Annotated in this window: 19 protein-coding genes and 2 riboswitches; of the genes, 3 read left to right on the forward strand and 16 right to left on the reverse strand. The window is 31.0% G+C overall.

Translation table 11 applies throughout. The features are described from left to right. Positions 1–161 precede the first annotated feature (161 nt). From KPL44_RS02005 to KPL44_RS02040, 8 genes are all read right to left on the reverse strand, one after another. Complete coding sequence (locus KPL44_RS02005; protein ID WP_216246915.1) at positions 162–767, reverse strand: class D sortase; 606 nt, start codon at positions 765–767, stop codon at positions 162–164. Then, entirely contained in the window at positions 760–2,136 is a 1,377-nt protein-coding gene (locus tag KPL44_RS02010) for a hypothetical protein (RefSeq protein ID WP_216246917.1), read from the reverse strand. Before KPL44_RS02010 ends, KPL44_RS02005 begins: the two co-directional genes overlap by 8 nt. Positions 2,137–2,388: 252 nt before the next feature. Then, the gene (locus tag KPL44_RS02015) at positions 2,389–2,598 is read right to left on the reverse strand and encodes a hypothetical protein (protein WP_216246919.1); all 210 of its coding nucleotides are present in this window, start codon (positions 2,596–2,598) and stop codon (positions 2,389–2,391) included. Between the two features lie 124 nt (positions 2,599–2,722). Then, a complete protein-coding gene (locus KPL44_RS02020) occupies positions 2,723–3,391 on the reverse strand; it encodes an ABC-2 transporter permease (protein ID WP_216246921.1) in 669 nt (222 codons plus the stop codon). Then, the gene (locus KPL44_RS02025; protein WP_216246923.1) at positions 3,391–4,251 is read right to left on the reverse strand and encodes an ABC transporter ATP-binding protein; all 861 of its coding nucleotides are present in this window, start codon (positions 4,249–4,251) and stop codon (positions 3,391–3,393) included. Before KPL44_RS02025 ends, KPL44_RS02020 begins: the two co-directional genes overlap by 1 nt. Before the next feature lie 47 nt (positions 4,252–4,298). After that, entirely contained in the window at positions 4,299–4,676 is a 378-nt protein-coding gene (locus KPL44_RS02030) for a GntR family transcriptional regulator (protein ID WP_216246924.1), read from the reverse strand. 255 nt (positions 4,677–4,931) lie between these two features. Next, positions 4,932–5,933 carry a GGGtGRT protein gene (locus KPL44_RS02035; RefSeq protein WP_216246926.1) on the reverse strand — a complete coding sequence of 334 codons (1,002 nt, stop codon included), beginning with the start codon at positions 5,931–5,933 and terminating at the stop codon, positions 4,932–4,934. 22 nt (positions 5,934–5,955) lie between these two features. Continuing rightward, positions 5,956–6,648, reverse strand: coding sequence for an iron-sulfur cluster assembly scaffold protein (locus tag KPL44_RS02040; protein ID WP_071614550.1), 693 nt, complete (start codon positions 6,646–6,648; stop codon positions 5,956–5,958). Positions 6,649–6,958: 310 nt separating this feature from the next. Between KPL44_RS02040 and KPL44_RS02045 the strand changes: the two genes are divergently transcribed. Continuing rightward, a complete protein-coding gene (locus tag KPL44_RS02045; protein ID WP_216246928.1) occupies positions 6,959–7,540 on the forward strand; it encodes a DUF1003 domain-containing protein in 582 nt (193 codons plus the stop codon). A gap of 102 nt (positions 7,541–7,642) precedes the next feature. Then, a complete protein-coding gene (locus KPL44_RS02050; RefSeq protein WP_216246929.1) occupies positions 7,643–8,362 on the forward strand; it encodes an EcsC family protein in 720 nt (239 codons plus the stop codon). A gap of 73 nt (positions 8,363–8,435) precedes the next feature. Here KPL44_RS02050 and rbr read toward each other — a convergent pair whose 3' ends face one another. The 7 genes from rbr to rd all read right to left on the reverse strand — a co-directional run bounded on the left by rbr (position 8,436) and on the right by rd (position 14,234). Beyond that, a complete protein-coding gene (gene rbr / locus KPL44_RS02055) occupies positions 8,436–9,020 on the reverse strand; it encodes a rubrerythrin (RefSeq protein WP_216246931.1) in 585 nt (194 codons plus the stop codon). Positions 9,021–9,115: 95 nt separating this feature from the next. Then, entirely contained in the window at positions 9,116–10,300 is a 1,185-nt protein-coding gene (locus KPL44_RS02060) for a MalY/PatB family protein (RefSeq protein WP_216246933.1), read from the reverse strand. 124 nt (positions 10,301–10,424) lie between these two features. Beyond that, positions 10,425–11,225, reverse strand: a complete 801-nt coding sequence (locus tag KPL44_RS02065; protein ID WP_216246935.1) for a MetQ/NlpA family ABC transporter substrate-binding protein — start codon at positions 11,223–11,225, stop codon at positions 10,425–10,427. A gap of 80 nt (positions 11,226–11,305) precedes the next feature. Further along, positions 11,306–11,962 carry a methionine ABC transporter permease gene (locus tag KPL44_RS02070; RefSeq protein ID WP_152753577.1) on the reverse strand — a complete coding sequence of 219 codons (657 nt, stop codon included), beginning with the start codon at positions 11,960–11,962 and terminating at the stop codon, positions 11,306–11,308. Next, entirely contained in the window at positions 11,963–12,958 is a 996-nt protein-coding gene (locus KPL44_RS02075) for a methionine ABC transporter ATP-binding protein (RefSeq protein WP_216246937.1), read from the reverse strand. Positions 12,959–13,078: 120 nt separating this feature from the next. Further along, positions 13,079–13,179, reverse strand: a riboswitch (SAM riboswitch). A gap of 83 nt (positions 13,180–13,262) precedes the next feature. Beyond that, a riboswitch (SAM riboswitch) is annotated at positions 13,263–13,383 on the reverse strand. Between the two features lie 98 nt (positions 13,384–13,481). Then, a complete protein-coding gene (locus tag KPL44_RS02080) occupies positions 13,482–13,817 on the reverse strand; it encodes a YnfA family protein (protein ID WP_216246940.1) in 336 nt (111 codons plus the stop codon). Positions 13,818–14,072: 255 nt separating this feature from the next. Next, complete coding sequence (gene rd, locus KPL44_RS02085) at positions 14,073–14,234, reverse strand: rubredoxin (RefSeq protein ID WP_171295777.1); 162 nt, start codon at positions 14,232–14,234, stop codon at positions 14,073–14,075. Positions 14,235–14,911: 677 nt separating this feature from the next. Here rd and KPL44_RS02090 point away from each other — a divergent pair. Further along, positions 14,912–17,362, forward strand: a complete 2,451-nt coding sequence (locus KPL44_RS02090; protein WP_216246942.1) for a transglycosylase domain-containing protein — start codon at positions 14,912–14,914, stop codon at positions 17,360–17,362. A 49-nt stretch (positions 17,363–17,411) separates the two neighbouring features. Here KPL44_RS02090 and cbiM read toward each other — a convergent pair whose 3' ends face one another. Next, positions 17,412–18,452: a cobalt transporter CbiM gene (gene cbiM / locus KPL44_RS02095; protein ID WP_216246944.1), complete on the reverse strand. Its 1,041-nt coding sequence runs from the start codon at positions 18,450–18,452 to the stop codon at positions 17,412–17,414. Positions 18,453–18,456 lie beyond the last annotated feature (4 nt).

Below are 18,456 nucleotides of genomic sequence, written 5' to 3' on the forward strand. Positions count from 1 at the left end.
CTTGTACATTCCCATTATATATAATTCATTATAGATAATCAACTTACATTATAAATACGGTTGATATATTTTATATATATTTGCTTCTTAACACTATGAATTATTATACTCATTTATAATTATTGCCATTTTTGTAGAAAATAAAACAATTATTAATCTATTTATTTTGATTTAACTAAATCTGCAGATACAATATAACGATTTGGAGCATCCCCAATAAAATTGAATGGATAACAGGTTGTCAGTGTAAGGACTGCTCGGCTTGTAGGTACGATAACTGTTTTGTCGTCTTTACCTACAATTCGTGTGCCTTTCACCTCATAAGTGAATATACCCGCTGATGTTTGCACAATCAATTGGTCCCCAATCTTAAGCTTTCCTATTCCACTAAACACAGTATCGCGATGTCCAGAAAGAACGCAATTATCTTTTTCTCCAGGAAGCACACTTTGAGTAAAGTGACCTACTCCTTTCTTTAACTCATTTTCGCCAGTCCCTTGGACAATAGGTAATTTCTTATTTAAAGTTGTCAAAGTCAAAATACCAATACTATCACCATCTTTGGTATATACAGGATAAAACTTTTTATTTGCTACTTTCGTTACAGATTTAGAAATATTGCTTGGAGTTGCCTTCATAGAAACATTCGACTGTAATAATATACTATATGCTGCAAAAGCAATGATTCCTATCCCAAAACCCATAAACACAAGAGACAGAACCTTAAACATGATAATTTTACTCCATAATGTTTTCAATTTATTCATAACGTTTTCTACCTTTTAATCCTAAAGCTCCAATAAACATTAAAGCAGTTCCTATAAGGAGTAACTCATACAAATGAGTGGAAGTATTCGGAAGTTGACCTCCCTTAACCGTATGTGTAACACTTATTTGTTCTCCTCCTGAGTTACTACCGTTGTTATCTATATCTTCATCAATTAGATTGCCTATTGATTCGTCAAACATATTAACATAACTAAATGAATTTGCTGAAGTAAGTATTGGTATTATAACATTTACTTTCCCGTTAATATTATTGTTATTTACTTCATAATGTACACCCACTGTATATGTTCCTGTTGGTATAATTTCAGTTGCGACATCAGCTGCATCTCCACTTACACTTTCAGTAAAGACTTTATCTATCTTTGCCATATCTAAAACAAGTTCTATATTGCCTTTAGTACCTATCACGTATCCATTTTCATTTATCGTATATGTAATATCAATTCCTTTATCTCCAAGTATCTTTACATCTTTGAGCTTGTCCATAATTTGGTTAAATTCATCCAAAAACCCTTGTGATTCAAGTGTATTAAACATATTATCCATATCTGCTTTCATACTATTAATTTCAACGGCCGATGATCCTGTATTTTTCATTTCAGTTACTATTAAATCTCTTATAAGATTTTGTACTTCTTCATTTTCAGCAGTTAAATTAACTACTTCTCTTATAAGATTTTTGAATTGAGTATCATCAATTTTAACCCTATACACATTTCCATCCTTAGATATAAAATTATAATTATCACCAAGTTTTGCTGAATATTTTTGAAATAAAGTTATAATTAATCCCTGTAGTTCTTTGTTTTCACTAATCATTTTTCCAAAATCCAGGTTGCCTAGTTCAGATAACATTCCTGGTGTTTTATTCATCTCATTAAGATCTATTAACATATATTTATTAACATTTTCAGGTGGAACCATCATTTCAAATAGTTGTGGTGATTTTACGATTTCTTTAACTATAGGAGTTTTACCTGTAAGATTTATGTCGCTCCATAATTCTCCGGCGTATGGGCTGCCGCCTACATTTGCTGATATTTCAACATATTGTTTCGAAATAGTTCCGTCACTATTTCCAGTCGTCTTAGCATTAAAACTTACTTGTAAGTTGTTTAACATATCACTTATCATCTCGAAATCCTCTTTGTCTTGCTTTGAAAGTCCTTGCCCCTTAAATGTCAAACTAATTTTACCATTGCTTTCCATAGTTTTTGCTGAATTTGTCTTTAATATGGCATCTGAGAGCGTTTTCGTTTGCGCATTTACTATAGATATTGGTAATACAAAAAACAACATAACTATAGCAATTATAAAGGAACATCCTCTTAATTCAAATTTTGTCATATCATCTACCTCCGTATAATATTTTTTCATAGCTTTAAAACTATATCATAATGTTAACAAACGGTAAACATGATTTAAAACCCACATATGGTCAATTTTTCTTATTATATAATGCTAAATATTATGACAATAATATAAAGTTAGCTTACTATCAAATTTCAGTTTAATTTACTTTCATAATCAAAAAAAATAATCTATGATTTCAATTAAAATCATAGACTATTTTAAGCTTTAAAACATTTATGCTATTTATTATAATGAGGTATCAGTTGTTTTTCTTTCATTAAACCAAAGCAGTGACCATGCAAGCACTGGTAAAAATGAAAGAATCAAATACAACATACCAAACTTATTCCCCAGTATCCCAAATCCTGCTGATAAGCCCAAAAACAACATAGTAGAACTTACTTTATAGTCATGAAAATTGTGAATTACAATACTTATTAATTTGTTCTTCTTCACTGATAACACCTCCAATTTATTTTATATATTAAAATCATTGTTATTCTTTTCAAAAGTTTATTTATCTAAACTAAAGGATAAATATTTATTATGAATAATATAAGTCAATGTATATCTGATTTCATTAAAACTCCTTATTATTATAAATGTGGATTGAAATCATTAGCGAAATCATAAAAATAATTAAGCCTGTTGTTAGAGCTATAGAGTTTTGGGCTAAGACAGAAGTGTTATTTATAAAATAATTAAATTTCTGTACAAAAAAGTTATTGGGATTTTTAATAACATAACTCATAGCATTCATTGGTACGAAAAAAAATATCATAAATATTACCATAGTAAAAATCTTCATTTTAGCAACTCCAAATTTAAAATAAACAGGATAATATATAGAACTAAATATGCATATAGACATTATAACTAAAACAATATTCCATAATGAAATTGAGCCAATAAACTTTAAACGTCCAGTGGCATTGCCTATAGTACCCACTAAGGTAGAGCAGATAATCCCTATAATTCCAAACACAAATGTTGATATATATTTTGATATAACAATATCAGATCTTTTAAGTGGTAAACTATTTATTATAACTTCACTTTTGTTCTTATCATCATATTGAACAGCAAAAGTTATAAATAAGTAATTGATTACCATAGGCGACATCACATATAAGCCAAAACCATTAGGAAACACAGAAGACATAGAAAAAGCCATAAAAGCAGTATAAAGGAGAGCATATATAATAGTCTTTTTCTGAATCAGAATATCCTTTATTATTAGATTCAACATTAAATATTCCCCCTAACCGTATATACCATAATGTCTTCAAGCGATGCCTTTTCAATAATTCCTCTGCCTTTAAATAGCTCCCTCGCTTTAGTAATATCATTTGTTAGAGCCTCAAATCCAAAATTATTTTCTTTTATGCTTACAAATTTTCTCCTAATATCATTGTCTAAAAGTTCTTTACTCCCTTTAACCATTCCATAATTTTCAATAATTTCATCCTTAGTCCTTGAGAAAACTAATTTTCCTTTATTAATAAAAGTAATATAATCAGCTATCTTTTCAAGGTCAGTAGTTATATGAGTTGAAAAGAATATACTTACATTTTCATCTTGAATTACATTATACAAAATATCTATGAGTTCACTTCTGAATACTGGATCTAGTCCAGAAGTAGGTTCATCCATTATAATAAGCTCTGCATTATGGCAAAGAGCTAATGCTAGAGAAAATTTCATTTTCATTCCTTTTGATAGATTTTTAATTTTATTCTTTTTAGGCAGTTCGAATTCTTTTATATACTTTTCAAACAAAGCATCATTCCAACTTTTATAGAAAGGTCGAAGAATGTTTTTCATTTCTATGATGTTTAATTCTTCATAAAAATAATTTTCGTCATAAACAAATCCTATTTTCTGCTTAATCTCTTTATTATGCTTTATATTATCTAATCCAAAAATATTTATATCTCCACTATTTTTTTTAATAAGATTCATTATAAGTTTTATAGTGGTACTCTTACCTGAACCATTTGGGCCTATAAACCCCATTATAGAGCCTCTTTCAACATTGAAAGTTAAATTGTCTAGAGTGAAATCCTTATAAGACTTATTTAAATTTTTTATTTCCAAGATGTTATTCATCTTTATTCCCCCCTTAATTAGTTCAAAACTAAAAATTTAATTATGTATTAATTTTCTTCGGTATATAGTATTGCTAACATACCTTGTAACTCTTCTAAACTTAAATTTAAAAACTTACTTTCAGATACAACACCAGCTAGGTTTTCTTCTATAGTTTTTAATCTTTTTTCCCTTATTAGATCTTTGTTTTGACATGATACATAGGAACCTTTTCCAGGAACAGTCTCTATAAATCCTTCTTTTTCAAGCTCTTCATATGCTCTTTTAGTTGTTATAACACTTATAAGAAGCTCTTTTGCTAAACTTCTTATAGAAGGTAAGGCATCCCCCGGAGTTAGGTCTTCTTTCATAATGGCAGTTTTAATTTGGGTCACTATTTGTTCATAAATCGGATCCTGCGATGAATTTGAAATTATAATATTCATAATTCGCTCCTTTGTAGCTAGTGTATATAATCAGTATATACACAGTAGTATTTAATGTCAAACATTATTTCAACCTTTAAATTGATAATATGCAAAAAATAAACTTCTTTGATATTTACCACAAATAAAAAAAGCCTCACATTTAGCCTATTATGACTTAATGTGAGGCTTGTCCCTATCTAGTTTAACCTAAGCTTTTCTATAAACATAAGAAACCAAGATGAGGGACTTTTTTATTAACATACAATAAAAAATTTATTTGCTCATTGCTTCTTGTACTGCAACTGCAACTGCAACTGAAGCACCAACCATAGGGTTATTTCCCATACCGATAAGTCCCATCATTTCTACATGAGCTGGAACAGATGAAGAACCTGCGAATTGTGCATCTGAATGCATTCTTCCCATAGTATCCGTCATTCCGTATGAAGCTGGACCTGCTCCCATATTATCTGGGTGAAGTGTTCTTCCTGTACCACCACCTGATGCTACTGAGAAGTATTTCTTACCTGCTTCTAATCTTTCTTTCTTGTAAGTTCCAGCAACTGGATGTTGGAATCTTGTTGGGTTTGTAGAATTTCCTGTAATTGATACATCTACATCCTCTGAATGCATTATTGCAACGCCTTCACGTACATCATCTGCACCGTAACATCTAACTTTAGCTTTTTCTCCATCAGAATAAGCTGTTTCTTTAACTACTTTTAATTCACTAGTATAGTAATCAAATTTTGTTTGAACATAAGTAAATCCATTAACTCTTGAAATTATATAAGCTGCATCTTTTCCAAGACCATTAAGTATTACTTTTAAAGGTTTAGTTCTTACTTTATTAGCAGCTCTTGCAAGACCAATTGCGCCTTCAGCAGCTGCAAATGATTCATGTCCAGCTAGGAATGCAAAACATTTAGTCTCTTCACGAAGTAGCATAGCTGCTAAGTTACCATGACCAATTCCAACTTTTCTATCATCTGCAACAGAACCTGGTATACAAAATGATTGAAGTCCTTCGCCTATATAAACTGCAGCATCTGCAGCCTTAGTGCAACCATTTTTAATTGCAATAGCTGCTCCTACTGAATATGCCCAACAAGCATTTTCAAATGCTATTGGTTGAATTCCTTTAACTATTCCAAAAACGTCGATACCTTTATCTTCACATATTTTTCTTGCTTCTTCTAGTGAATTTATTCCATGTTTTTTTAATACGGGTAGTATCTGATCTATTCTTCTTTCATAACTCTCAAATAAAGCCATTATATTATTCCTCCTTTTTATATTATTTTTGTCTTGGATCGATTACTGTTACTGCTTCGTCAAATCTACCATAAGTTCCAGTAGCTTTTTCCATAGCTTCATTAGCATCCATACCTTTTTTAACCATATCCATCATTTTTCCAAGTTGAATGAATTTATAACCAATTATTTCACTATTTTTATCAAGTGCAATATTAGATACATAACCTTCAGCCATTTCTAAGTATCTTGGTCCCTTAGCAAGTGTTCCATACATAGTACCAACTTGACTTCTAAGGCCTTTGCCTAAGTCTTCAAGTCCAGCACCGATAGGTAGTCCACCTTCTGAGAATGCAGTTTGAGTTCTTCCGTATACTATTTGAAGGAATAATTCTCTCATAGCTGTATTTATTGCATCACATACTAAATCTGTGTTTAATGCTTCTAAAATAGTTTTTCCTGGAAGTATTTCTGCAGCCATTGCAGCTGAGTGAGTACTACCTGAGCATCCTATTACCTCAACTAATGCTTCTTGTATTATTCCATCTTTTACGTTTAATGTAAGCTTACAGGCACCTTGTTGAGGAGCACACCAGCCAATTCCGTGAGTTAAACCTGAGATATCTTTAATTTCTTTACTTTGTACCCATTTTCCTTCTTCAGGAATTGGTGCTGAACCATGATTAGGTCCTTTAGCAACACAAATCATTTCTGAAACTTCTGTTGAATAAATCATAATATTATCTCCTTCCTTATGTAGATGGTAATTTAATAAACTTTATAATTAGCGGGCACTAAAAAATCCCACTGGGTCAATATTTAAATATCTTAACAAGTCTATTTTAGCAAACATAATCTAATTTAACAATAGTATTAATAGAAGTTGATAATTTAGTTACAAAATAATTGATTGAATATTACTGCTAAAATAATTATAATTATAAGTGCTACCAACGTGCCAGGTGGCAAGTAGCAATTTAAAATAATTATATTTATATAAAACAACATTTCGTCTTGATTAAAGTAATAAATTAGGGGGTATTAACATGGAAAATGAATATAATACTGAAAATGATAATGATAATTCGGCCTCAGAAAAACTTGTACGAGAAATAATTGACCAAGGAGAAAGCTTTAACTCTATTGAAGAAGATTTATTACATGAATTAATGGGTAATAGGATATCGGAAGATGTCACAATCGAAACTTCGCACTCCCACAACTTTGGAAATAAAATGGCTGATAAAATAGCAGAAACAGTTGGAAGTTGGAGTTTTATAATAATAGCACTTGCAATTATCGTTATATGGATAGTTTCTAATACTATTTTTAAAAATCTATTTGACCCGGCTCCATTTATACTTCTTAATCTAGTTCTATCTTGCACTGCAGCTATACAAGCTCCTGTAATAATGATGAGCCAGAATAGACAAGAAGAAAAAGATAGAATAAAATCAAAAAACGATTATAAGATAAATTTTAAATCAGAATTAATTACTCAAGATTTACACAAAAAAATGGATTTATTAATAGATAATCAAAAGGCATTAGTAAAAAATCAAGAAAAAATGATGAAATATATTGAAAGCTTACAAAACAGTGCCACCCACGTGACAAGTGATAATTAATCCTTTGTACTAAATAATATCTAATAAAACAATCTATAAATGAATAAAAGATAACTTACAGTGCCATCATAATGATAATATTAATTTTATAAGGGGACAAACATGAATAATTATGAAGAAAACTCACTAAAAGAAATGTTTTTATGGCAAGAAAAGATGGAAAAGGAGCCTTCTTTTTCAAGCGATTTTGCTAAGGGTATACAAAACAAGATGAACAACTTACTTCCTGATAAAATTCAAAATATTATTAACATTTCAATTGAAAATATGACAAAGCTTGTACTCACCGGTTCTGAATATACAGCGAAACCCCCACTTACTAATACCTCCCTTGAAGACCGCGAAGTTTTGGCAAAAAGCAGTATTGATTTTTATAGAAAAGCTGCAACTGTTAGTGGCGCTGGAACCGGTGGTGCCGGGTTTTTAATTGGTCTTGCGGACTTCCCTATTCTTCTAAGTTTAAAAATGAAATTTCTGTATGAAATAGCTAGTATTTATGGTTTTGATGTTCGAGATTATAAAGAAAGATTATATATTCTATATGTTTTTCAGCTAGCTTTTTCAAGTGACAAAAGAAGAATTGAAATATACACTCAAATATCAAATTGGGACAATTACGTAAAAAATTTGCCTGCGGATGTAGAATCTTTTGACTGGAAAACTTTTCAACAAGAATATAGGGATTATATAGATTTGGCAAAAATGTTACAGCTTGTTCCCGGTATCGGACTAGTTGTTGGTGCATATGCTAATTATAAACTAATGAACAAATTATACGATACAGCACTTAATGCATATAGATTAAGGATTTTCAAAAGGTAATATATATAAGCATAAAAAATAACCCTCAAATTAAAATGAGGGTTATTTTTTATTCTACATTTTTAAAATATAATTAGAATTTTTCTGAAAATATTTCAAAATATCCTTGAGGATGTGCACATGCTGGACATACTTTAGGAGCACTTTTTCCTTCAAAAATATAACCACAATTGCCACATTTCCACATAACTACTTCTTCTTTATCAAATACTGTATTATTTTCTACATTACTTAATAATTCTCTGTATCTCTCTTCATGATGTTTTTCAACTTCAGAAATTTTTCTATAAAGTACAGCTATTTCTGGAAAACCTTCTTTTTCAGCGACTTTTGCAAATGATGGATAAAGATCTGACCATTCTTCATTTTCTCCATTAGCCGCTGCTAATAAGTTAAGCTTTGTGTCTCCAAGCGCTACAGGATATGTTGCATTAATTTCTACCACTTCTCCACACAAATCTTTATTTGCAAACTTAAAGAATCTTTCAGCATGTTCTTTCTCATTTGCTGCTGTCTCTGTGAATATGTTAGATATTTGTATGTACCCTTCTTTTTTTGCTACTGATGAATAATAAGTATATCTATTTCTAGCTTGTGATTCACCCGCAAATGATTTCATAAGATTTTGAGCTGTTTCTGTTCCTTTTAATGTTTTCATAAAAATCCCTCCTAGTTTTTCCTCCGTAGAGAAAATAATCGTATATTACCTTATTCTATAAATACGACAAATTTCCTCTTTCAAATTATTATAATTTACAAACAATTAATATTTTTTATGATATTGTCCACAGCTTTTTCAACATACTTAGGATTAGTAGCCATATTTAATCTAATAAATCCCTTACAATTTTCGCCAAACCATTCACCATAATCAACAGCAAGTCTGCATTTATCCTGTATAAATGTTTTTGTTTCATTAGGCTCTATATATCCCCTCAAATCTAGCCAAATAAGATAAGTTCCTTCTAACGGAGTAATAATTATTTTTGGTGCCTTATCTCCTAGTCTTTCTTTAACATGGTTGTAGTTATGCTTTATTACCTCTAGCAGGGATTTTAACCACTCTTCACCATAATTATAAGCAGCCTCCGCTGCAGTTAATCCCATAATGTTAACTTCTGTTTTATTAATAGTTTTCGAATACGCATCATATCTTGCCATTATCTTCTCATTAGATATAATTATATTACAATTTAATAATCCGGCTAAGTTAAAAGTTTTTGATGGTGCTGTAACTGTTATTATATTATCAGCATACTTTGCACCACTTACTATAGCTGCAGGTATTTGTACATTTTCTCCAATTATAATATCTTGATGTATTTCATCTGAGACAACAAGTACATTATATCTTTTACATATAGATAAAATTTTATCCAATTCTTTTTCTGTCCAAACCCTACCAACCGGATTATGTGGAGAACACTGGATAAACAATTTAACATCATTTTCTATAATATTTCTCTCAAAATCTTCAAAATCAATGGTATATACTCCATTTACATTTATTAATTCAGATGTAATTAATTTTCTTCCAGTATCTTTTACTGCATCGTGGAAAGGGTAATACACCGGAGTAATAATAATTACTGAGTCACCAAACTTTGTAAACGCATTAACAAACCAATATAAAGATACAACAACACCAGTTGAAAACCGTATCCATTTTTTATCTACTTCATAGTTATGCTGATTCCTTTCCCAATTAATGAAAGAGTTATAGTAGGAGTCAGGTACATAAGAATATCCAAATATCCCATGTTCAATTCTTTGCTTCATTGCATTTACCACTACTTCTGGTGCCTTAAATTCCATATCTGCCACCCACATAGGGATTAAATTCTTATCACCATAACGCTTATCTAAAGCATCCCACTTTAAGGAATTAGTCCCCACCCTATCCATTGAATACCGCGCACAAAATTGCTTGATTTCCATATTAAAATCTCCTCTTCCTATGTACTCATATTGTAAAAAAAACTTTGCTTTAAACTATTAAGCTCAAAGCAAAGTGATTTTATTTTGTTAAACTATTATAATTATATAAAACTAAATACTAACTTTAAAATGCTGGAATTACAGCACCCTTATATTTACTTAAAATAAATTTCTTAACTTCTGGAGAAGTTAATGCTTTTGAAAGTGCCTTTATATAAGGCTTATCTTTATCTTCTTTTCTAACAGCAAGTACATTGGCATAAGGTGAATCCTTTGCTTCAACAGCTATTGCGTCTGTTAATTTTAATTTAGCAGTCATTGCATAATTAGAATTTATAACTGCTGCATCCACATCTTTTAGAACTCTTGGAAGTTGTGGAGCTTCTAATTCAGTTATTTTTAGATTCTTTTTATTTTCTGTAATATCAATTTTAGAAATAAGGTCTCCAGTTTTTAATTTTATTAAACCTGCTTTTTCAAGTACTCTAAGTGCTCTTGCACCATTTGTAGGATCATTTGGAATAGCTATTTTTGCTCCATCTTTTATATCACTAAGTTTTTTATATTTAGATGAGTACAAAGCCATTGGTTCAATATGGACCTTTACAGTCCAAACAAGATCTAACCCTTTCGATTTACTGAATTCTGTCAAATAAGGTACGTGTTGAAAGAAATTTGCATCAAGTTGTTTCTCAGCAAGTGCTGTGTTTGGTGTTACATAATCGGTAAATTCCACTATTTGAAGAGTATATCCTTCTTTCGCAAGGATTGGTTTTACAACTTCTAATATTTCTTTATGAGGAATTGGTGAAGCACCTACCTTGATAATTTTTTTATCAGCTGTTACTGCCTCTTTCTTCGCAGCACAACCACTTAATGTAAAAATTACAACTACTGATAATAATATGCTTAATATTTTTTTCATTTTAAATCCCCCTCTTAATCTTTCTTTTTTTGTAATTTATAATTCAATCATCATATTTGATGTTAAATATCATTAATATCTTATTTAATCATTTTTCTATACAATAAATTTCCTAATGCTTGTATTACTTGCACAATTATAATTAATATTATTACCGTGTATATCATTATGTCCGTCTGGAATCTATAATATCCATATTTTTGTGCTACATCTCCAAGACCACCACCGCCAACTGTTCCTGCCATAGCTGAATATCCTATAATATTTATAACAGTTAAAGTAATTCCAAGAACTATAGATGGCATTGCTTCTTTTAACATAACCTTAAATATAATTTGGTGAGTTTTTGCGCCAAAGGATTTAGCTGCTTCAATAATCCCATAATCCACCTCAAGTAGTGCTGACTCTATTATTCTTGCAGCAAAAGGAGCCGCTCCAAGAGTTAGTGGAACTATAGCTGCATTAGTACCTATTGTAGTTCCAACAATTAACTTCGTTAAAGGAAATATAGATATCATGAGTATTATAAACGGGAAAGAACGAAGTATATTAACTACTAAATTTAAACTTTTATAAACTAAGCTGTTCGGCCTTAGCCCTTTAGGTCCAGTTATAATTAATCCAACCGCTGTAATAAAACCTAAAATCACTGTAAAAATCGTAGATACTACTACCATGTACATTGTGTCTAATAATGCAGGCAGTAAAATTTGTATTAAAATCTCTTCAAATGTCATTTATACCCCCTCCTTATTTAATTCATCTTGTTCTAATTCAAGATCAATTTCCCATTCTATAGATCTATCATCTAAATACTTTAATATTTTTATTTTATTTTCCTCATTAGTATTTATAATAAGGCTACCCATCACACTATCTCTAAATTTTTCAAGCCTTCCCCATACTATTGAAAAATCAATATCAAGTTCTCTTGCTAGCGATGTTATTAAACAACTTTGGGTAATTTCCTTTGTGAAAAATATTTTAATGTTATAACCAATACTGGGTAGTAATTCTTCCTCACCAATAAGTATTTTCATCTCTTTTGTTGGTTTAATAAATAATTCATCCGTAAACCCGTGACTTTTAATTTTACCACCTTCTAAAAGAATGAATTTATTGCAAATTTCTTTTACCACTTCCATCTGATGAGTAACTACGACGATTGTTATATTAAATTTATTATTTATATCTCTTAAAAGCTGTAATATAGATTTTGTAGTTTTAGGATCTAGTGCAGAAGTGGCCTCATCGCAAAGTAGTATTTTAGGATTCAGTGCCAATGCCCTTGCTATTCCAACTCTTTGCTTTTGGCCTCCACTTAACTGCTTTACGTTTGTTTTTACTTTATCATTAAGACCTACTAAATCTATCAAGCTATCTACTCTTTCCTTAATATAGCTCTTATCATTCCCCCATACTTCAAGTGGAAATGCTATATTATCAAAAACATTTTTACTATTAATAAGGTTGAAACTTTGAAATATAATTCCTACATCTTTTCTAAACTCACGAAGCTCTTTACGGCTTAGCTCATTAACCACTTTACCCATTATGTTAATAGTTCCTGTATCATATGTCTCAAGCCCATTAAAACATCTAAGCAAAGTAGACTTTCCAGCACCACTATGACCAATAACACCATAAATGTCACCCTTATCTACTGTGAACGAAACATTACTTAATACTTTTACCTCTGAAAAACTTTTACTTACACCACTAACTTTAATCATAATATCTCTGCTCCTCTTTATGCCTTACAATTCATTTTTATAATTTTATTGTAACCAATGTTATCTATTTTCCTAAAAAATAGTGCCCAAGAATAAACTTGGGCACTACTTCCAAACTTATTCTTATCTTGCAGCCATGCTGCAGGATTTAACACCATGTATCTTGCGATACTGGTTGTCGGGTTTCATAGGGCCAGTCCCTCCACCTCTCTTGATAAGACATTATTAAATTTTAATTTATAAAAAACCAAAAAACCTCTTTCACCAATAACGATGAAAGAGGTATAAATATTCAATGACACCTCTCTCATCTTCCGCTAAATTACTATGAACTTAACGCAGGAATTAGCACCTATTCAGGCAATTATCGCCTGATGGTTGCCGAGATATCATCGGGCCTGTCCCTCTATCTCTCTTGATGAGAATAACTAACTTATTAAATTATATCTATAGTATCACTATATGTTTAATATGTAAAGAAGTAACCATAATTCTTTTTTAAAATTTTATTCTTCATTAAATTCTACCCTCTTGGAGCATACATAATAATAACAGCTCCAATTACTGCTATAGCGCCACCTATCAAATCAAATTTATCAGGAATTATATTATCTATCTTCCAGCCCCATAATATTGATAATACAATGAAGATACCACCATATGTTGCATAGACTCTACCAAAATTAGCACTTGGCGGTTGCAAAGTCGGAATCACCCCATATACAATAAGCGCTATAGCTCCACAAATTCCGTACCAAATGCTTTTACCATCTCGTAACCATATCCATACAAAATAACCCCCGCCTATTTCAAATATTCCGGCTATTATAAAATAAAATGCTGACTTAATTATTCCCATAAATATATCTCCTTAATGGACAAACGCCATATATTAATTCAATTTACTATATCACAAATGAGTATCAATATCAATATCACTTGATACCCATACTCACACATGATTTCAAATTTAAGCTATTTGTTACAACAAATTATTACTTTACATTTCAAGCCATAGTTTCTTTTTATGAAATACAAAAAACCAGATATATTTAATAGTTTATTATTAAATATACCTGGCCTTTAAATTACATTATATTAATTGTATTAGTTTTTATTCTACTTTTTCAAAATCTGATTTTGAAACTCCACATAGTGGACAAACCCAATCTTCTGGAATATCTGCAAACTTAGTACCTGGTGCTATTCCGCCGTCTGGATCCCCTACCTCTGGATCATATTCATACCCACATATCAAACAAACATACTTATCCATAAAAACATCTCCTTTGAATTGATTTTTCTCGATTTAGTTTTCCCATGTTCTTTTCATAATCTACATATTTATCTAATTCCGTTTCATCATAATATATGTTTTTTATAATGTCAATAATCCTTCCCTAATTTACTAGATTTTCTTAATACTTTATAATTCCTTAACTGCTTACGCTACACTATATTCTAATTGAAGTTTAACTTACATATATAATATATTCGGTTTATTGTTGAAAAACTTTATCATATTATGTATTATTAGTATATAAATAATAGCAATATGTATTATTATGTTATATATCGTATAATTTAGTGCTTATTCTCATAATAAATTTACTTTACTAATATTTAATTATAATTAACAAATAATAAATACCAATCGGCTTATTACCATTTTATTGACAATAATTTAAAATAATTGTATTATATTTACATAACGTAATTCCTTTTTTAATAGTATAATAAAGACTTGTAGTGTTTCCTTAATATATAGTTTCTCAGATACATTTCTTAAATTTAAAATAGGACATTACTTGTGGCAAATAATTATCCCTTACTACTCATCCAAAGACACCTTACACAAAACGGCACCTCCATTGTGTATACAAAAATCATAATCGTCCAAGGAGCGCCCTTGACAATTTCTTTTTTGTAGGATAAAAAAAAGGAGGAATATTAATGAATGATGATAAAAAAATCATAGTACCAGCAAAAATTAAAAAGAAGCTTTGGAAAAAAGTTGTTAAAGGTTTATTGATATTTTTTGTTATAATTTTCTTATCAGTTTCAGCAGCTTCAGGATATATTTATATTAAATATAATGCTAAAATAAAATCAACAATTGCAGCTGGTAACAACATAGCCCAAAATATAAATGAAACTGCTTTTAATACCAGAAAGCCAACTCAAGTTTACGATAATAAAGGCGTGTTATTAAAAGAATTTAAGACCAACTCATATTATTACACAAAAGATGCTGACTTGAATCCATATATAAGCCAAGCTGTCACTTCAATTGAAGATGAGAGGTTTTATGAACATAATGGAATAGACTATAAGGGTATACGAAGATCCATTTGGGTATATATAAAATCCAAAGGAGCTGTGCTTCAAGGTGGTTCTACAATAACACAACAATTAGCAAGAAATGTATTTCTTACATTTGACGTAACTATGTGGAGAAAATTAGAAGAGTCTGTTATATCACTGGATTTAGAAAAAAAATATTCCAAAGCACAAATATTAGAATTTTATGTAAACAACATAAATTACGGTAATGGCTGTTATAGCATTGAAAGTGCTGCACAATTTTACTTTCAAAAGAGTAACAGAGCCTTAGATGTTTCGCAAATAGCTCTACTTGCGTCGATTCCTAACAATCCCTCTTACTATAACCCTATTAAACACATGGATAATGCACTAAATAGAAGAGATTTAGTTTTAGATAAAATGTTAAGTTTAGGCAAAATATCACAAATCGAATTTGATACCGCAAAAGCAGAAGTTATTAAACTAAATCTAAAGCCTTATATAAAAACAGCACCTGTAGACTACAGTGTTGAATATGCCATTCATAATGCAACACTGAAATTAATGGAGCAAGATGGTTTTGTTTCAAAATATTCTTTTAGTAATGATAAAGATAGTGAAACTTATTTTGCTAAGTATAAAACTGAATATGCAGACAAGGAAAAAACTCTTCTTAGTGGTGGATATAGAATAGATACATCTATTGATACAGCAAAGCAAGAAAAATTACAAAGTGTAGTAGATAATAAACTAGCTAAATATTCACAAACATCTAAAGCCTCTGGCTTATATAAAAAACAAGGCGCAAGTGTCACAATAGATAATAATACAGGAGAAGTTGTAGCTATAGTTGGAGGCAGAAGTCAAGATGGCAACACCTTTAATAGAGCCTCTTTAGGGGTACGACAGCCAGGTTCCTCTATAAAGCCATTAATAGCATATACTCCTGCATTTGAAAGAGGATATATTCCAGCAAGTGAATATGTAGATGCACCAATAGATGAAGTAAATAATGATGACTCTATATTCCGTGGCTCTGTATCTTTGAAATATGCGCTTGATATATCTATAAACACCATTCCAGTTAGATTAGTAAAAGACAATGGTGTAAAGAAATCGCTGAAATATTTGCAAAATATGAATTTCAAATATATAACCCCCGAGGAATACCCTGTAGTTGGAATCGGCGGATTTACAAAGGGAGTCACCCCTGTTGAAATGGCTTCAGGTTATTCAACCCTTTCTAGAAACGGTAAATTTATAGAACCAAGTAACGTACGTAAAATAACTAATACAGTAATTGATCAAGTATTGTTTGAAAATAAATACAAGCAAACTAAGGTATATGATAGTGGAGCTTCATACCTTATGACTGATACTTTAAAGAGTGTATTAACAGAAAGTTATTCAACAGGAAATGGTTTATCTCTTAGTGACTATCCTTATGCTGCAGGCAAAACAGGAACTACTGACGAATCAAAAGATTGTTGGTTTATAGGGTATACTCCCTACTATACAACCTCTGTATGGGTAGGAGATGATACACCAGCTGCGCAGAATATGTTTGGAGCTAACGAACCTGGCCAAATATGGAAAGAATATATGGAGTATCTACATCAAGGTTTAGTTCAAAAAGACTTCACTCGACCTAATACGGTAATTGATAAAAACGGAGTATTAATGGATACATTATATATCGCTCTAAACCCAAATGGTAGCAAATTAAAAAGCGATGATAACTATCAATCAAATAATACAACTAATAATCAAAAAAACACCAATAAAAAATCTAATTTAAAAACACCTGCGAAAACTGATAGTACCAGTACCGGAACAGGTACCAATACTGGAACCGGTACTGGCACTGGTACCGGCACTGGAACTGGCACTGGAACCGGTAATGGAACTGGTGCTGGAACCGGTGCTGGAACCGGTGCTGGAACCGGTACTGGAACTGGCACTGGAACTAGTACTGGCACAGGTACAGGTACCGGAACCGGTACTGGAACCGGTACAGGAACAAGTACTAATACTGGCAATGGCACTAACGTAAATACACCTAAATCAAATAACACTCCTAAAACTAATACTAATAATTAGCAAAATTTTATAAAAAAAAGGGTAAATGTTAAAATAACATTTACCCTTTTTAATTAACATTATTAGTAGCATTTTTTCTTTTCTGCAGAAAACTTATAATTCCAGTTATAGCTAATATTATTATTAAAGCAACAATTGCACAAATTATATATCCTAAAGATGACTTAAACAAATTATCACCAAATCCTGGTACAGAATAATCTGGCAACATGAAATTCCATTTATCTGAAAGTTTTGCCATTCCCTCTGGGATAAATCCAAGCTTTAATTTTAAATCATCACTAGACCATTCACCAAAAGCGGTCCCATTAGCTAATAATCCAAGCGGCGCAAAAATAATTAAAGTTATCAAAACATACCAATACTTCTTTAAACTACCTATAACGTGGGATTTCCCAGGCAAAAATTTTTTAGGTGGATAAATCATAAGCATGGCAGGATTCGATTTTTGCATATATTTTACTACTAGACCTGTTACTATTCCTTCAACAGGTCCTGCTATTACAAGATGTGCAAACATCATAGCAGGCAATGTTTGCATCAATGTATATGGTGCATATAATGGAGTACCATCAAGTTTATGAAATAACAATGGTTGAATTCCAAGCTCAATTCCAGTACACAAGGCACCAATATTAATTGCTACATATCCTGCTATAATCGAGCCAATAAATCTACGTTTTGATGAAATTTCAGAATTACCCGATATTAACTTGTATACATAATAACTTACGAAAGGCATCACAAATGCCATGTTGAAAATATTAGCCCCTAGTGTAAGGATTCCACCATCTCCAAAGAAAAATGCTTGGATTATGAGTGCAATACTCACTCCAACTACGGCAGCCCAAGGGCCTAAAATTATTGCGAGTAGTGAAGCCCCAACGGCATGAGCAGTAGTACCATCAGGTATCGGTACATTGTACATCATAATAGTAAACGAAAAAGCTGCTCCAATTGCAAGTAGTGGAACTTGCTTGTCCTTTAATGTCTTCTTTAACTTTATTGCTGCTATTCCTATTATTGGAATCGCTAGCGTTCCAAGTACGACGCATGTTTGGGGACTTAAGTATCCATCAGGTATATGCATAATA

Source organism: Clostridium sp. DSM 17811, assembly GCF_018861905.1.
Lineage (GTDB): Bacteria > Bacillota > Clostridia > Clostridiales > Clostridiaceae > Clostridium_AD > Clostridium_AD frigoriphilum.

Bases quoted from the DNA above. Each gene is read 5' to 3' on its own strand.
- KPL44_RS02035 (WP_216246926.1), bottom strand. From the start codon at position 5,933: ATGGCTTTATTTGAGAGTTATGAAAGAAGAATAGATCAGATACTACCC.
- KPL44_RS02075 (WP_216246937.1), bottom strand. From the start codon at position 12,958: ATGATTAAAGTTAGTGGTGTAAGTAAAAGTTTTTCAGAGGTAAAAGTA.
- KPL44_RS02030 (WP_216246924.1), bottom strand. From the start codon at position 4,676: ATGAATATTATAATTTCAAATTCATCGCAGGATCCGATTTATGAACAA.
- KPL44_RS02090 (WP_216246942.1), top strand. From the start codon at position 14,912: ATGAATGATGATAAAAAAATCATAGTACCAGCAAAAATTAAAAAGAAG.
- KPL44_RS02080 (WP_216246940.1), bottom strand. From the start codon at position 13,817: ATGGGAATAATTAAGTCAGCATTTTATTTTATAATAGCCGGAATATTT.
- cbiM (WP_216246944.1), bottom strand. From the start codon at position 18,452: ATGCATATACCTGATGGATACTTAAGTCCCCAAACATGCGTCGTACTT.
- KPL44_RS02010 (WP_216246917.1), bottom strand. From the start codon at position 2,136: ATGACAAAATTTGAATTAAGAGGATGTTCCTTTATAATTGCTATAGTT.
- KPL44_RS02065 (WP_216246935.1), bottom strand. From the start codon at position 11,225: ATGAAAAAAATATTAAGCATATTATTATCAGTAGTTGTAATTTTTACA.
- KPL44_RS02005 (WP_216246915.1), bottom strand. From the start codon at position 767: ATGAATAAATTGAAAACATTATGGAGTAAAATTATCATGTTTAAGGTT.
- KPL44_RS02050 (WP_216246929.1), top strand. From the start codon at position 7,643: ATGAATAATTATGAAGAAAACTCACTAAAAGAAATGTTTTTATGGCAA.
- KPL44_RS02025 (WP_216246923.1), bottom strand. From the start codon at position 4,251: ATGAATAACATCTTGGAAATAAAAAATTTAAATAAGTCTTATAAGGAT.
- KPL44_RS02040 (WP_071614550.1), bottom strand. From the start codon at position 6,648: ATGATTTATTCAACAGAAGTTTCAGAAATGATTTGTGTTGCTAAAGGA.
- KPL44_RS02020 (WP_216246921.1), bottom strand. From the start codon at position 3,391: ATGTTGAATCTAATAATAAAGGATATTCTGATTCAGAAAAAGACTATT.
- KPL44_RS02070 (WP_152753577.1), bottom strand. From the start codon at position 11,962: ATGACATTTGAAGAGATTTTAATACAAATTTTACTGCCTGCATTATTA.
- rbr (WP_216246931.1), bottom strand. From the start codon at position 9,020: ATGAAAACATTAAAAGGAACAGAAACAGCTCAAAATCTTATGAAATCA.
- rd (WP_171295777.1), bottom strand. From the start codon at position 14,234: ATGGATAAGTATGTTTGTTTGATATGTGGGTATGAATATGATCCAGAG.
- KPL44_RS02060 (WP_216246933.1), bottom strand. From the start codon at position 10,300: ATGGAAATCAAGCAATTTTGTGCGCGGTATTCAATGGATAGGGTGGGG.
- KPL44_RS02045 (WP_216246928.1), top strand. From the start codon at position 6,959: ATGGAAAATGAATATAATACTGAAAATGATAATGATAATTCGGCCTCA.